The 13,433-nt window shown below is 54.4% G+C and carries 12 protein-coding genes; 11 read left to right on the forward strand and 1 reads right to left on the reverse strand.

Annotated elements, in window-relative coordinates; all coding sequences use genetic code 11:
• The first annotated feature begins 113 nt into the window (after positions 1-113).
• From CMASS_RS01910 to CMASS_RS01960, 11 genes are all read left to right on the forward strand, one after another.
• Positions 114-2,597: an N-6 DNA methylase gene (locus CMASS_RS01910; protein WP_022862724.1), complete on the forward strand. Its 2,484-nt coding sequence runs from the start codon at positions 114-116 to the stop codon at positions 2,595-2,597.
• On the forward strand, positions 2,598-3,170 hold the full coding sequence (locus tag CMASS_RS01915; protein ID WP_022862723.1) for a recombinase family protein: 573 nt from the start codon (positions 2,598-2,600) through the stop codon (positions 3,168-3,170).
• Between the two features lie 152 nt (positions 3,171-3,322).
• The gene (locus tag CMASS_RS01920; RefSeq protein WP_022862722.1) at positions 3,323-4,339 is read left to right on the forward strand and encodes a DUF4192 family protein; all 1,017 of its coding nucleotides are present in this window, start codon (positions 3,323-3,325) and stop codon (positions 4,337-4,339) included.
• 164 nt (positions 4,340-4,503) lie between these two features.
• A complete protein-coding gene (locus CMASS_RS01925) occupies positions 4,504-4,647 on the forward strand; it encodes a hypothetical protein (RefSeq protein WP_022862721.1) in 144 nt (47 codons plus the stop codon).
• 85 nt (positions 4,648-4,732) lie between these two features.
• Positions 4,733-5,152 (forward strand): single-stranded DNA-binding protein, encoded by a 420-nt coding sequence (locus tag CMASS_RS01930; RefSeq protein WP_022862720.1) that lies wholly within the window; start codon positions 4,733-4,735, stop codon positions 5,150-5,152.
• Positions 5,153-5,521: 369 nt separating this feature from the next.
• A complete protein-coding gene (locus tag CMASS_RS01935) occupies positions 5,522-6,202 on the forward strand; it encodes a metal-dependent transcriptional regulator (protein WP_022862719.1) in 681 nt (226 codons plus the stop codon).
• Between the two features lie 146 nt (positions 6,203-6,348).
• A complete protein-coding gene (gene nrdI / locus CMASS_RS01940; RefSeq protein ID WP_033399510.1) occupies positions 6,349-6,768 on the forward strand; it encodes a class Ib ribonucleoside-diphosphate reductase assembly flavoprotein NrdI in 420 nt (139 codons plus the stop codon).
• 67 nt (positions 6,769-6,835) lie between these two features.
• Positions 6,836-9,031, forward strand: coding sequence for a class 1b ribonucleoside-diphosphate reductase subunit alpha (gene nrdE / locus CMASS_RS01945; protein WP_027018602.1), 2,196 nt, complete (start codon positions 6,836-6,838; stop codon positions 9,029-9,031).
• A 51-nt stretch (positions 9,032-9,082) separates the two neighbouring features.
• Positions 9,083-10,108: a class 1b ribonucleoside-diphosphate reductase subunit beta gene (gene nrdF / locus CMASS_RS01950; protein ID WP_022862717.1), complete on the forward strand. Its 1,026-nt coding sequence runs from the start codon at positions 9,083-9,085 to the stop codon at positions 10,106-10,108.
• The gene (locus tag CMASS_RS01955) at positions 10,092-10,361 is read left to right on the forward strand and encodes a hypothetical protein (RefSeq protein WP_156831771.1); all 270 of its coding nucleotides are present in this window, start codon (positions 10,092-10,094) and stop codon (positions 10,359-10,361) included. Before nrdF ends, CMASS_RS01955 begins: the two co-directional genes overlap by 17 nt.
• Before the next feature lie 40 nt (positions 10,362-10,401).
• The gene (locus CMASS_RS01960) at positions 10,402-10,983 is read left to right on the forward strand and encodes an NADPH-dependent FMN reductase (RefSeq protein ID WP_022862715.1); all 582 of its coding nucleotides are present in this window, start codon (positions 10,402-10,404) and stop codon (positions 10,981-10,983) included.
• A gap of 258 nt (positions 10,984-11,241) precedes the next feature.
• On the opposite strand, the gene CMASS_RS01965 is transcribed toward CMASS_RS01960, so the two are convergent.
• On the reverse strand, positions 11,242-12,915 hold the full coding sequence (locus CMASS_RS01965) for a hypothetical protein (RefSeq protein ID WP_240482764.1): 1,674 nt from the start codon (positions 12,913-12,915) through the stop codon (positions 11,242-11,244).
• Between the last annotated feature and the right edge of the window lie 518 nt (positions 12,916-13,433).

A 13,433-nucleotide genomic window follows, 5' to 3' on the forward strand; every position in this document is an offset into this window, starting at 1 on the left:
GTATACCGATCTCGTACACCTTTGTCTTGCTGTTATGCGTTCATAACAGCACTGCACTTCTGGGCTGTACAAGTTCGACCGATTTATTACTGACATGACGAGCGTGATGACTGATGGCGAAGCAAGAGGTCAAAGTAGACCTGTGGGTTGCCAAGCAACTCGATGAGGCTGAGATTAAAGATTATGACCCGCAGGGAAGCGATATTCCCGAATTGAACGAGGCGCTTAAGACTGCCTCTAAAACTGGCAAAGGGGGTCCCGGCTACCCAGAGTATGTTGCTGTAGTCAAGGACTTCGTCATCGTGATTGAGAACAAGGCCAACCAGGATTTTCACATCAAGTTAAATGATGATGGAGTTGTAGAACTATCCGACATCAAGGCTGTCCGTGACTACGCTGTTAACGGCGCCCTTCACTACGCGCGCCACATCTCTACCAAGAGCGAGTTTACAAAAGTCTTTGCCATCGCTGTCTCCGGTGGCGAAAAGCGTCACCGGATCACGCCCTTCTACGTCGATGATCGGGGTGAGTTCAAACAGCTCGATGACATCGAATCCTTCATCTGGTTCAATGAGTCGAACATCTACGAGTACTACACCCGTCATGTGCTCGAAGAAGTCACCGACTACGAGAAGACGACCAAGGAGATTCTGAAAGACGCGGCCGAGCTTCACGAAAAGCTGCGAACGTTTGGCACTCTCAAAGACCAGGACAAGCCCTTGGTTGTCTCGGGTATTTTGCTCGCTCTCGATGAGGTTGAATACGGAAACTTTTCCATTGCCTCACTTCAGGGTGACAAACTTGCCGGGTCTCGCGATGGCGACAAGATCATGGCCGCTATCAAGGCTCGCCTAACCCGATCAAACGTCGGCCCCGACGCTAAGCGCGACAAGCTCCTGCGTGAATTTGCCGTCATTACCGATAGCGTGCGATTGAACGAGGTTAACCCCACGCTCGGGAAGACTCCTCTGAAGTACTACACCGAGTTTTTGAACAAGCGGGTCTTCCAGGCCATCAAATACCAGCAAACATCTGAAGATTTCATCGGTCGCTTCTATGGCGAGTTCATGAGCTACTCGGGAGGCGACGGTCAATCTCTCGGCATTATTCTCACGCCTAAGCACATGACTGACCTCATGGTCGACCTCGTCGACGTGCGTCCTGACGACATCGTCTTGGACCCCACCTGTGGTACTGCTGGATTCCTCATCGCCGCAATGCACAAAATGCTGCACGCTGCGGAGAGTGATTCGCAGCGTCGAAGCATCAAGAAGAAGCAGCTACATGGCTTCGAGATCCAGCCGAACATGTTTGCCATCGCAGCAACGAACATGATTCTTCGTGACGATGGCAATTCCAACATTCAAGCAGCCGGTTTTCTATCCCAGCACCCGGCAGACCTTCAACTCCAGAAACATGCCACTGTCGGGCTGATGAATCCGCCGTACAGTCAGGGCAAGGACGACCCTAATCAGTACGAGATTCTCTTCACTGAGCATCTTCTTGATTCTATGACGGAAGAAGGCCGCGTTGCGGTGATCATTCCTCAATCCAGTGTCGCTAATAAGACCAAGATTGAGAGAGAGACTAAACGGCGTATCCTCGAACGGCATACCTTGGAGGGGGTGATCACCTGCAACCCTAATACCTTCTATGGCGTTGGTACACATGCCTGCATTGCTGTCTTCACTGCTGGTGTACCTCATCCGCCCGAGCATGAGGCTAAATTCATCGACTTCCGTGATGATGGTTACGAAGTTCGACCACACATCGGCCTTATGGATGGGGATACGGCTAAGGATAAACGCCAGCACCTCCTTGAGGTTTGGAACGGAAATCTCGAAGCACCTTCCAAGTTCTGCGTTTCTTCAAAAGTGCTTCCAGACGATGAATGGCTCCACAGCTTCTACTACTTCAACGATGCCGTGCCCTCGATTACGGACTTCGAGAAGACGGTTGGTGATTACCTAACGTTCAGATTCCTTATGGTGATGCAAAACCGCGAGTATCTGTTTGCGAAGGAATCCGATTTAATCGACAGCTCCCTCCCTGTCGATGTGCCCCCGCTTGAAGAGAAAGAATGGCTTGACTTCCAGTTGCCAGAAATTTTTACGGATATGCAGCGCGGCAAGCGCCTGAAAACCGCTGATCAAGTGCCTGGTGATGTTCCGTATGTTTCCTCAAGCGCTCTTAACAACGGAGTCGATGCCTTTATCGAGATAGCGCCCAAATGCAGGGTCTTTACCGATTGTATTAGTTTGGCAAACAGCGGTTCTGTCGGAAAAGCGTTCTATGAACCCTTCACCTATGTCGCGAGCGATCATGTGACGATGCTAAAAAGAACTGGCGCTTCACCGTTTCTATACCTTTTCCTGGCTACAACTATTGAGCAGCAGAAGTCCAACTTCAACTTCAACCGTGAAATCAATGATCGGCGACTGAAAGTGCTCAAAATCATGCTGCCCACGACTTCTAACGGACAACCTGATTTTGAGTATATGGAACAGTATGTCAGGAAGCTCTTATCCCATAAGTTTCACCAGTATGCTGCGTTTTTGAATCGTCCACAGGGGTGTGAGGAAACTGAGGTGGACTAGATGCTCATCGGTTATGCACGTGTGTCCACCTCCAAGCAAGGGCAGTCGCTCGACACCCAGCGCGAGGCGCTCATCGACGCTGGCTGCGACCCGAAGCACATCTACACCGACACCATCAGTGGCACCAAATGGCAGCGCCCCGGCCTTGATGACGCACTGGCGTACATGCGTCCCGATGACACGCTTGTTGTGACCAGGCTCGACCGTCTTGGTCGCAGCCTCGCTGAGACGGTCAATACCATCACTGACCTCGCGAAACGTGATATCAACGTCAAGGTGCTAGAGCCAGCACTCGACACGTCCAAACCCACCGACAAAGTAGTCATCAACGTCATGGCCAGCCTCGCCGAGTGGGAGCGTGACCTGCTGATCCAGCGCACCCGTGAAGGCGTGGCGCACGCCCGCGCACAGGGCAGGGTCGCCGGCCCCAAGCCGAAACTCAGCGCTGAGCAGGCTGAGGTGGCTAAGGAACTCATCGAGGGCGGCAAGTCCGTCAGTGCCGTGGCGCGCACCTTCAACGTGTCGCGGCCGACGATCTACAGAGCCATCGAGCGCTTAAAAGACGTCTCGTAATAGGTCGCTGCGCCGGAAGCGCCTACCTACTGTCCGTGACTCGTAGCAGCGCTCCCGGCGCCTGTGTGTGCGGGGTGACGTCGAGCACGGCAGGGCCGTGCCGGATACGGAATTGACCATATTGATCCCGTATCCGGCAAAGGAGAACTGTCATGCCTGCTCAACAAACACTTTCGTCTCATGGCGACCTGCTCGCCAACATCCCCGGCATCCTCGGTTTCTACCCGCAGAACTCACTGGTACTCGCGTTCTTTGAGCGCGACAAGGACACCAACAGCCTCCGCCTCGGTCCGCTCGCACGGTTCGATCTAGACGGAGCAACGCAACGGCTCACCGAGGATCGCGACAAATTCGCTGCGTGGTCTGAGGCGCTGGATCTCAGCGCTGTTGCGGCGTACGTCATCACCGACGACCTGATCGAGGCCGATGCCATCACGCACTTTCTGTGCAGCGAGGACTCACCGCTGCCAAGTACAGTGCTCGCGGTCATCCAAGCCCCTGAGATCATCGCTGGTACTGCGTGGTGTGTGATGTATCTACATCCGAACTCCGGCGTGCCACAAGCAGGCCGTATCAGCGATATTCACGCCTCAGCAGCGCTACAGCAGATGCTTGAACACACCGGCGATCTTCCAGCGCTCTCGCGTGAGGAAATCGAAGAACGCCTGAACAGCACTGCGCACAACATCGACGCTGCAGAACACAACGACATCATCGAGGACGCGCTGGCGTACGTGCCACCCATCTTCCGAGACGTACTGCAGCGGGAATACGAACAGGCAGCGGCAGGGATAACCCAGCCGAGCACTCGCGCTATCCGCTCAGCACTGAAGTGCTTTACGACGCCGCGACTGCGTGACCCGCTGTTGGCAGCGCTGCTGGAAGAGCCGCAGGCAGGCTTCAAGTTCGCAGAACAGGTGATGCGTGCCGTTCCGACCAGTTGGCCGGGGATGCGGGCACAACTCACGGCTACCGTTGCCGTGCTGGCCCAGGCAACCGGCCAGACGGGTCTGGCTGGCGTTGCCGCACACAGGGCCACCGAGATCAGCAGCAAAGAGACGTTCCCGTCGCTGGTGGCGAAGTTAATCGACATTGGCGAGGGCAGTCGTCTCGCAGAAGTGGTTCACGAGGGCGGTGCTCAGGCTCGCGTGCAGTTGTTCGAAAACTAGTATTCACACCCCGTTGCAGCAGTTGCTGTAGCGGGGTTTTTCTTTTCTACCCACGCCGTGACCAGGGAAGAAGGAAATCTCCACCGAGCAGGGGAGAGGTCTCTAGACAGCAGAGCTGTCTCAAAGAACGGATTGAGAATCAATCCACGACACGGAGGCACGCCATGTACCACTACACCCACGAAGCCCTAGAGCTGCTCTACCTCATGTCTGACGGCATGGATGGCGAAGACGCCGATCCGGGTGCCGCACAAGAGCTACGCGACCTGGAAGCAGCAGGGGCACATCTGCCCTGGGCAGTGCTGTAACAGCACTTACAGCAGCAGCAAAGCCGCTGCTCAAACACACAATTGAAAGACAATCACACACTCACTCATATAAGGAGAAATCACAATGTCCAACCCGTTTAACAATGGCACCATCGTTGGCAACGCAGCACGCGAGCCGAAGATCTTTGAGCACGCAAACGGCGGTGCGACGGTGAAGCTCAACGTCTACGCACGTAATACGTTCAAGAACAAGTCCACAGGCAAGGTGGAATCAGAGATTGTCGAACTCACTGGCTACGTGGCTGACGCCAAGAACCTCGGCGTCTTCGGATGCATCGGCGCTGGTGATCGCGTTGCAGTGAGCTACTCGCTGAAGACTGCCAACTACACCGATAAGGACGGCAACAAGCACTATCCGCTGGTAGCGCGCATCGACACTGTGCAGCTGATCGACTCCAAGAAGGAGTCTGAGGCACGAGCAGCACGCCGCGAGAACAGCGCAGATAACGCTGCTGCTAATGACTCTGAAGAAGTGCCGTTCTAGTTGCAACAACACCCCGCAGGGAAACCTGCGGGGTTATTTTTTCAGCACAGACCACGCATAACGCCGTCGCCGTCCAGTACGGGAGCGCTGATACTCCTGCTCCAGACGCTCTGTCTCTACACAGTGCATTACATGAGCCATTACATGCGCTGTTTTACTGCACTGTGTACTAGCCATTCCATTACGCACTACGCTGGCGCACTTCAAGTTCATTGAAATCTTCTCAGACATTAGTGGTTCTCCTTCAAGTGAAGAATGCTTTAACTGGCCCCACCTTACCGGCATTCCTCTCAAACTTGGCCTCTGTTCGCTATGAGCGTTGGGGCACAGCGCCTAAGGCGCATACGGAAGCTGGGTTAACATTTACTCATGTCTGTTTCTGAGCTGTCCACCAGTACCCAGAACTATTTGAAAGCTATCTGGGGGCTAAAGGAATGGTCATCCGAGCCCGTTACCGCCACACTTATAGCGAAACAGCTGGGACTCAAGCTCTCCTCGGTCTCCGATGCAGTGCGCAAAATGTCGAAGCAAGGGCTCGTGTCACACACGCCCTATGGCTCTGTGGAGTTAACCGAACTTGGCAGGCAGTACGCATTGGTCATGGTGCGCCGCCACCGATTGCTTGAGTCTTTTTTGGTTCAAGCATTGGATTATACGTGGGACGAGGTCCATGATGAAGCCGAAAATCTTGAACACGCGGTGTCTGACATGCTCATAGAGCGCGTGGATAAGTTCCTCAATTACCCCACTAGGGATCCACACGGCGACCCTATCCCTACGGTTGATGGACAGGTCACTATCCCCAGTGCGCACCGTCTCACCGACAGCGGCGCACAACCGCAGGTGACCGTGGAACGCATTTCTGATTCCGACCCACAACTGCTGGCCTTCCTTAAAGAGCAAGGCATCGTCATTGGGGCTGTTCTTACCACGCGCGAAGGAACGCCCTTTTCAGAATCGCTCGAAGTACAGGTAGCCGACAGTACTCAGTGGGTAGTACTTGGGCGCCCAGCTACGGACGCAGTGTTTGTAGCACACCACAGCCTGTAGTCTTTCCCTTTCTCATTAATCCTGTCCCTACCTGCCCTTTTAAAGACTACGGTGCGGCGTAGTTTGCAACTACGGTAGTACGTAGTTAAACTTTTCGATCATCACCTATCCCACTTATGGCTAAGGCCAGGATGAGCAGGATTGTCATGTCAGACTCACCAGATTTGGTGTACTTTTCTAGCGTTTCTGAAAACACAAAAAGATTCGTCGAACGCTTAGATAGACCCGCAGTGCGCATTCCACTGCGGCCCAAGAAAACCGGAATGATCCAGGTTTCACACCCGTACGTACTCATCGTTCCAACCTACGGCGGTGGCTCGCTCAAACGCGCAGTCCCCAAACAGGTCATCGACTTCCTCAATGACCCAATCAACCGTTCCTTTATCCGGGGCGTGATTACCTCAGGCAATACCAACTTCGGAAGCGCTTACTGCGTCGCCGGCCGCATCATTTCCGCTAAGTGCCACGTTCCAGAGCTGTATCACTTCGAGCTACTCGGCACGCAGAAGGACGTTGCCGCTGTAAAGCAGGGCCTTCACAAGTTTTGGGAGCAGCAAAGCAACTAACAATTACACCCCATTGATTTCCCACAAAATGAAGACCACATCCGCAACACACAGATTGGAAACCACAATGCCGCCACTTAAGGCCACCCCCACACAGTCCATTGGCCCTACGCCCCGCACCGCTTCAGCAGACGATGCCGGCGGTGTCGGTAAGCGCAAGAGCTACCATGCACTCAACGCGCAGCTGAACCTATTCGACGATTCGGGAAGAATCCAGTTCGACAAGGACATTGAGGCAACACAAGACTTTTTAGCGCACCATGTCACTCCCCGCATGCATCAGTTTGAATCCACCAAGCAGCGCTTGGAGTGGTTGGTTGATAACGAATACTACGAGCGGGAATTCCTTGAGCTTTATGATGACGATTTTCTGTGCACTATGTACGACAGAGCCCACCGAGCCAAGCATCAGTTCCGCACTTTCCTCGGCGCATTTAAGTTCTTTACTTCATACGCACTGAAAACCTTTGATGGCTCGCGATTTCTGGAAGGCTACGAAGAACGCGTCGCCACCACAGCTTTGTACCTTGCACAGGGCGATGAAGAGCTTGCGGAGAAGCTGGTGGATGACATCATGACCGGACGCTTCCAGCCCGCCACCCCTACTTTTCTCAACGCAGGAAAAGCCCAGCGTGGCGAAATGGTCTCCTGCTTCCTCCTTCGCATCGAAGACAATTTGGAAAGCATTGGCCGCAGCGTGAACTCTGCACTGCAGCTTTCAAAACGCGGCGGTGGTGTGGCCTTGTTACTGAGCAATCTGCGCGAATCCGGAGCCCCAATCAAAAAGATTGAGAACCAAGCTTCCGGCGTAGTCCCAGTCATGAAAATTCTGGAAGATAGCTTCAGCTATGCCAACCAATTGGGCGCTCGACAGGGCGCTGGAGCCGTCTACCTACATGCGCACCATCCAGATATTCTTCGTTTCCTGGATACCAAGCGGGAAAATGCCGATGAGAAAGTCCGCATTAAGACTCTTTCGCTGGGAGTTGTTATTCCAGATATAACCTTCCAGCTGGCCAAAGAGAACAAGGATATGCATCTTTTTAGCCCGTATGACATCGCTCGCGAGTACGGCGTAGCCATGTCTGACATGTCTATCACCGAGTATTACGACGAGCTGGTTTCCAATCCGCGAATTTCTCATACGACTATCAAGGCCCGCGAGTTTTTCACCACGCTGGCTGAGCTTCAGTTTGAATCTGGATACCCCTACATACTCTTTGAGGATACGGTCAACCGCGCTAATCCCCTCAAAGGACATATCAATATGTCCAATCTGTGTAGTGAGATCCTCCAGGTCAACACGCCATCCACCTACGGCGCCTCAGGTAACTACACCACCGTTGGCCAGGACATTTCCTGCAATCTAGGGTCGCTCAACATCGCTAAAGCTTTTGAATCACCGGACTTTGGGGAAACTGTTGAAACCGCGGTGCGCGCTCTCACGAAGGTCTCAGACCTAACAAATATCGAAGCTGTTCCTTCCATCGCTCACGGTAATGCATCCATGCATGCCATCGGGTTGGGCCAAATGAATCTCCACGGTTTCCTGGCTTCCAAGCGTATTCCTTATGGCTGCGCCGAAGCACTGGACTTTACAAATATCTATTTCCTGACCGTGACCTATCATGCGCTCCGTGCATCCCATGCGCTAGCGGTTGAGAAAGGTCAACGATTCACTGGCTTTGAAGAATCCACCTATGCCACTGGCGTCTACTTCGACAAGTACATCGACCAAGACTGGGCGCCGGCCACTGACCACGTAAAACAGCTATTCCATGAGGCTGGCGTGCAGATTCCTCAACGCGAGGATTGGCTACGGCTCAAGAACCAAGTGATGCAAGACGGCATCTACAACGCCTACTTGCAGGCAGTTCCACCCACTGGATCAATTTCCTACATCAATGACTCCACCGCGTCCATACACCCGATTGCCTCCAAGATTGAAATACGCAAGGAAGGCCGCTTGGGGCGCGTGTACTACCCCGCGCCGGAAATGACCAACGACAACTTGGAGTATTTCGATGACTCCTACACCGTGGGGTACAAAAAAATCATCGACACCTACGCTATGGCCACCCAACACGTGGACCAAGGGCTTTCCCTGACTTTGTTCTTCACCGCTGACACCACTACGCGGGACATCAACAAGGCACAAATCTATGCCTGGAAAGCCGGAATCAAGACCTTGTACTACATCCGTTTACGCCAACCTGCACTCCAGGGAACCGAGGTCGAAGGCTGCGTTTCCTGTGCCCTGTAGGAACACGGTCCTTCCTTCATTCACAACCATCCATCAAGAAAGAAAGAAGCTATGTCTTCAACATCAAACACTGCTGAGCTAACCAGCATCTCAGTTACGCCGCCAAGTTACCGGCATGACCCTTCAGCCCGCATCCGCGCCATCAATTGGAATCGGGTGAGCGATGAGAAGGATCTTGAAGTGTGGAACCGCCTCACCACCAACTTTTGGTTGCCAGAAAAGGTTCCACTTTCAAACGATCTCCCGGCGTGGCAGAGGATGACACCGGAGGAACGCAACCTCACCATGCGGGTGTTCACGGGACTCACCACCCTGGACACCGTCCAGGCCACTGTGGGCGAAATCTGTCAGATCCAAGATGCCCGCACCGAGCACGAGGAGGCCGTGTATACCAACATCGCCTTCATGCAATCAGTCCATGCCCGTTCTTACTCTTCAGTGTTTTCTACTTTGAGCAGTACGAAAGAAATTGATGAGGCATACCGCTGGGCGGTGAATAATGACCTTCTCCAGGCACGCGCCAAAAAAGTGCTCACTCATTATTTTGGACCCGATCCACTCAAGCGCAAAGTGTCATCGACGCTGCTTTCCTCGCTGCTTCTCTACGCGGGTTTCTATCTTCCCCTGCATTTTTCCGTCCACGCCACCCTGACAAATACGGCAGACATGATTCGCCTCATTCTGCGTGACAAGGCAGTGCACGGTTACTACTCAGGCTACAAGTACCAGCGCGGACTGGAAACGTCTTCTCCACAACGGCAACAGGAGATGCATGATTTCACTATTTCCTTGCTCGAAGAGCTTTATGCCCTAGAGCTGGATTATTCCGGCGAGCTATATGAGCCGTTGGGGCTCATGGATGATGTAGCTGTATTCGTTCGCTATAACGCCAATAAGGCGCTCATGAATTTGGGCTACCCGGACTACTTCCCACCTGAAGAAACGGAAGTGAACCCGGAAATCCTCGCTGCCCTAGCACCTGGAGCAGATGAAAACCATGACTTCTTCTCCGGCTCCGGTTCCTCCTATGTCATTGGCACCGCTGAAGAAACGAGTGATGATGACTGGGATTTCTAAACCGTTTCCACGACCAGACCAAGGAAGCTGGCTTGAGACCATCGCGCTGTTTGAAGCCATCCGCGAAGGAAACCAACCAGCAGCCATGCGGCTTTTGGATACGTCCGCCGCACGGGAGGCCGTCCTCGGGGGACTGTTAGGACTCATCGAACTGTACTTCCGCCATGAAGAAGACAAAGTGCATAACTTTCTTACTGCCGCCCACGCCGCCGGGCCACCGCCTGCCTTTGGCTGCAAGCCTTTTCTCCCTTGATCGCACGTACCTACGCCCAACTAAGAAGAAAGGACTTCCTATGACCACCCCACGCATTAGTGTTATCGTCGGCAGCCTGCGCCGCGGCTCATTTGCGCGCAAGATTGCACACGAAGTGCTCACAATGATCCCTGAAAACTACCAGGCAGACATCGTTGAAATCCGTGACTTGCCGCTCTATGACTTCGACTACGATGACCCCTCGGTCACGGACAAGCCCATTCCAGCTGAGTACACCACTTTCCGCGACACCATCAAGAACTCGAGCGGCGTCCTCTTTGTTACCCCGGAAAATAACCGTACTATCCCTGCCTGTCTCAAGAATGCAGTGGACATCGGTTCCAAGCCCAACTCGGATGTGGCTTGGAAGAACCTTCCCGCAGGTATCATCAGTCACTCTGTAGGCCGCATGGGCGGCTACAGTTCACAGAAGAACCTCCGGCTCGCCCTGTCCTACTTCGATATGCCGCTTCCTGGTCAGCCCGAGGTATTCCTTGGCCAATCCCCCACCCTCTTCGAAGACTCCGGCCATCTCAATGAAGGCACCGCAGGCTTTGTCAAAGACTACGTTATACGCTTCCTGCAGTTGGTCGACATGACATTAACAGCCAAGCACAGCTAGCGACGGCGACTAACCCTAGCCACCGCCCTCTACGAAGTACTTGAAGGCTTCTAAAGGGCCTTCTCAAAGACACAAACCCCGGATTCACACTCATCCTTGAGTTACCTGAATCTGAACCCAGGACGCTTCAAAAAACACCGCTCTAATTCTTCGATTTTCGCTGAATTAGAGCGGTTTTAGCGCTGTCGCTGGACACTGACCCTGGCGACATCCTGTTAGGCCGCTACAGGGCCATACAGGGCAGGGGAGACCCCCCATCTACGGCTTGCCGCCGTCGGGGGACTCCTTGTCACCGTCGGGAGACTCCTTGCCACCGTCGTGGTCGCGCTGTTGCTCCTGCTGGCGGCGCTTAGCGATGCGTTCCAGCGCGCGACGCAGTACTGCAGCGCTTTCCTCCTGAGTACGGTCGATGACGATCTCGCGGTACCGTTGCTTCATCTCTGGGTTGCTGTCAATCTCGACCCGCAAAAAGTCCTGATCAACATGCGAAATCTCCTGCAACGACTGCGTTGCTTCCTCGATGATGATCTTCGCTTCCTGCTCTGCTTCCTCGCGCGTTACTGCAGCGTCACGTGTGGCCTCATCATGTTCTTCACTGCCGAATTCTTCGGCAAGGTCAAGCAGCTCATCTGCCTGAGCTTCAGCGAGACCCAGCGTCTGCTCAGCTTCTTTGCGTGCGTCACTGCGGATCTGCTCGGCTTCTTGCTCGGCCTTTTCGCGTGCTTCGCTGCGGAGCTGTTCAGCTTCCTGCTCTACACGCTTGAGCTTGGCTTCGGCGGCGCTCTCAACCTCCTTGGCACGGTCCAGCAACTCTTCCGCCTGTGCCTCGGCAAGACCCAACTCCTGTTCAGCATCCTTCTGTGCATCACCACGAATCTTTTCGGCGTCCTGCTCGGCCTTCTCGCGTGCTTCTTTGAGTACGCGCTCGGCAACCTCGCGAGCCTGCTGTTCAGCATTTTCCTGCACACGCTGGGCTTCTTCACGGGCCTGCTGCGCCCGTTCGAGTTCTTCTGCAGCTTGCTTGCGGTCTTTCGCTGCAGCATCGACATCTCGCTGTACGGAGCTGTGCTTCCGTTCCACCTCGTCCTCACGGTTCGCAAGGTCGCGCTCCCGGTCCTGCTGTTCGACGTAACGGTCAAGATTCAGCGACTCATTGTGACGTTCAGACACATCTAGCTCTACCGGGTAACCCAACGCGTACATGTGCTCTCTAAGTCCACGCTGCGCGTCGATGAACTTCTGGTTCCCGGAGATTTGTTTGCCCTTCTTCGGGCCAGATATGTACCGCACCGACTCATCAGTGTTGTACGCGATGCCGGGCCGGCAGCGGAGCTTGTCGGGATCATCCGGCTTCGGCGAGAACGTATCAGCCTGGAACTGGATGTGTGGCGTTGATTCGTCGAAGTTCATATCCCCACCGGCTACGGCATCGATGCCGCCGGGGATGAAGTTCTCGGCGAGCCAGCGCATCGACTCTTCGAGGTACTCCTTCGCTTCGTCGTAGTTCCGTGCGACAAGCCGTGCGCGCTTCACCTCACGGCCGTCCACAGTGCTGGTGTAGAAGTCGGGGACCTCTACACACATCGACTTCGGCAGATGCACGACGAACAGAGACGTCTCGAAACTGTTCTTCTGTACGCGCACGCCGTCCATCCGGGCGTCTTGGTACGCCAAGACCTCCTCGACGGACGCAGCGCGTCGGAACGTGCCGTTGCCGTCGTTGACGAACGGAACGTTCAAATGCGCATCGGCCACGACGATATTGCTATTCATCGCGGCCTGATGCGCGAGATCCTGCGGATCTAATTCTCGCATCGCCTCCTTGAGGAGTCGCTTGCGGTCTCCTCGCGTGTCTCCGCCGCAGTTGTCGCGGCGGAGATGGCGCAGATTGAACGCTGCGCGTCCCTTCTGCGCTGTAGATGTCTTCGACATATCGCGTACCTCCTGTAGATGTTGGCGCGCACTCGGAGCCTCTGTCTTCGACCCCTCCAAGTGCGCGCCAACATGGCGAACTTCAATTTCCTGGGTCCCCTAAGAATCGTTCGGGTCCCTTGCGTTGCCGTCCCAAACGATTCTACCCCAGAAAATTGAAGTTCTTTAGCCCCCTAAAGACCTCAGTCTAGCCACCTCACAAGCTCGGATAACTGAGGTCTCACGGGGGCGCCTGCAGCGGGCAATCTGCTCGCGTGAAAACCCTCCCTATTCGGTCGGCTTTTCCGCTTCGCCTTGTGCGAAAAGCTACGTGACCTGCGAAGATACGCTGTGGCGATCTCCGCAGGCCCCGTAGCAGGGCAGTGTCTTCACGGCGCTATTCGCCCCGTTCGACCCTGCCAGAGTCTTCTGACGAAGCCCGACATAACCGTCACATTAAAAATGTACCGGTTATGAAGCGGTGCGCATTTTCGGCGCGAAAATTGACGCCGGTATGTAAGCGGTGCATTTTCCCTGGT

It is taken from the genome of Corynebacterium massiliense DSM 45435 (genome assembly GCF_028609805.1).
GTDB classification, from domain to species: domain Bacteria; phylum Actinomycetota; class Actinomycetes; order Mycobacteriales; family Mycobacteriaceae; genus Corynebacterium; species Corynebacterium massiliense.

Coding starts and splice junctions, on each gene's coding strand:
- CMASS_RS01925 (WP_022862721.1), top strand. CDS start 4,504: ATGTACCACTACACCCACGAAGCCCTAGAGCTGCTCTACCTCATGTCT.
- CMASS_RS01910 (WP_022862724.1), top strand. CDS start 114: ATGGCGAAGCAAGAGGTCAAAGTAGACCTGTGGGTTGCCAAGCAACTC.
- CMASS_RS01930 (WP_022862720.1), top strand. CDS start 4,733: ATGTCCAACCCGTTTAACAATGGCACCATCGTTGGCAACGCAGCACGC.
- CMASS_RS01920 (WP_022862722.1), top strand. CDS start 3,323: ATGCCTGCTCAACAAACACTTTCGTCTCATGGCGACCTGCTCGCCAAC.
- CMASS_RS01955 (WP_156831771.1), top strand. CDS start 10,092: ATGACTGGGATTTCTAAACCGTTTCCACGACCAGACCAAGGAAGCTGG.
- CMASS_RS01915 (WP_022862723.1), top strand. CDS start 2,598: ATGCTCATCGGTTATGCACGTGTGTCCACCTCCAAGCAAGGGCAGTCG.
- CMASS_RS01965 (WP_240482764.1), bottom strand. CDS start 12,915: ATGTCGAAGACATCTACAGCGCAGAAGGGACGCGCAGCGTTCAATCTG.
- nrdE (WP_027018602.1), top strand. CDS start 6,836: ATGCCGCCACTTAAGGCCACCCCCACACAGTCCATTGGCCCTACGCCC.
- nrdI (WP_033399510.1), top strand. CDS start 6,349: ATGTCAGACTCACCAGATTTGGTGTACTTTTCTAGCGTTTCTGAAAAC.
- CMASS_RS01935 (WP_022862719.1), top strand. CDS start 5,522: ATGTCTGTTTCTGAGCTGTCCACCAGTACCCAGAACTATTTGAAAGCT.
- CMASS_RS01960 (WP_022862715.1), top strand. CDS start 10,402: ATGACCACCCCACGCATTAGTGTTATCGTCGGCAGCCTGCGCCGCGGC.
- nrdF (WP_022862717.1), top strand. CDS start 9,083: ATGTCTTCAACATCAAACACTGCTGAGCTAACCAGCATCTCAGTTACG.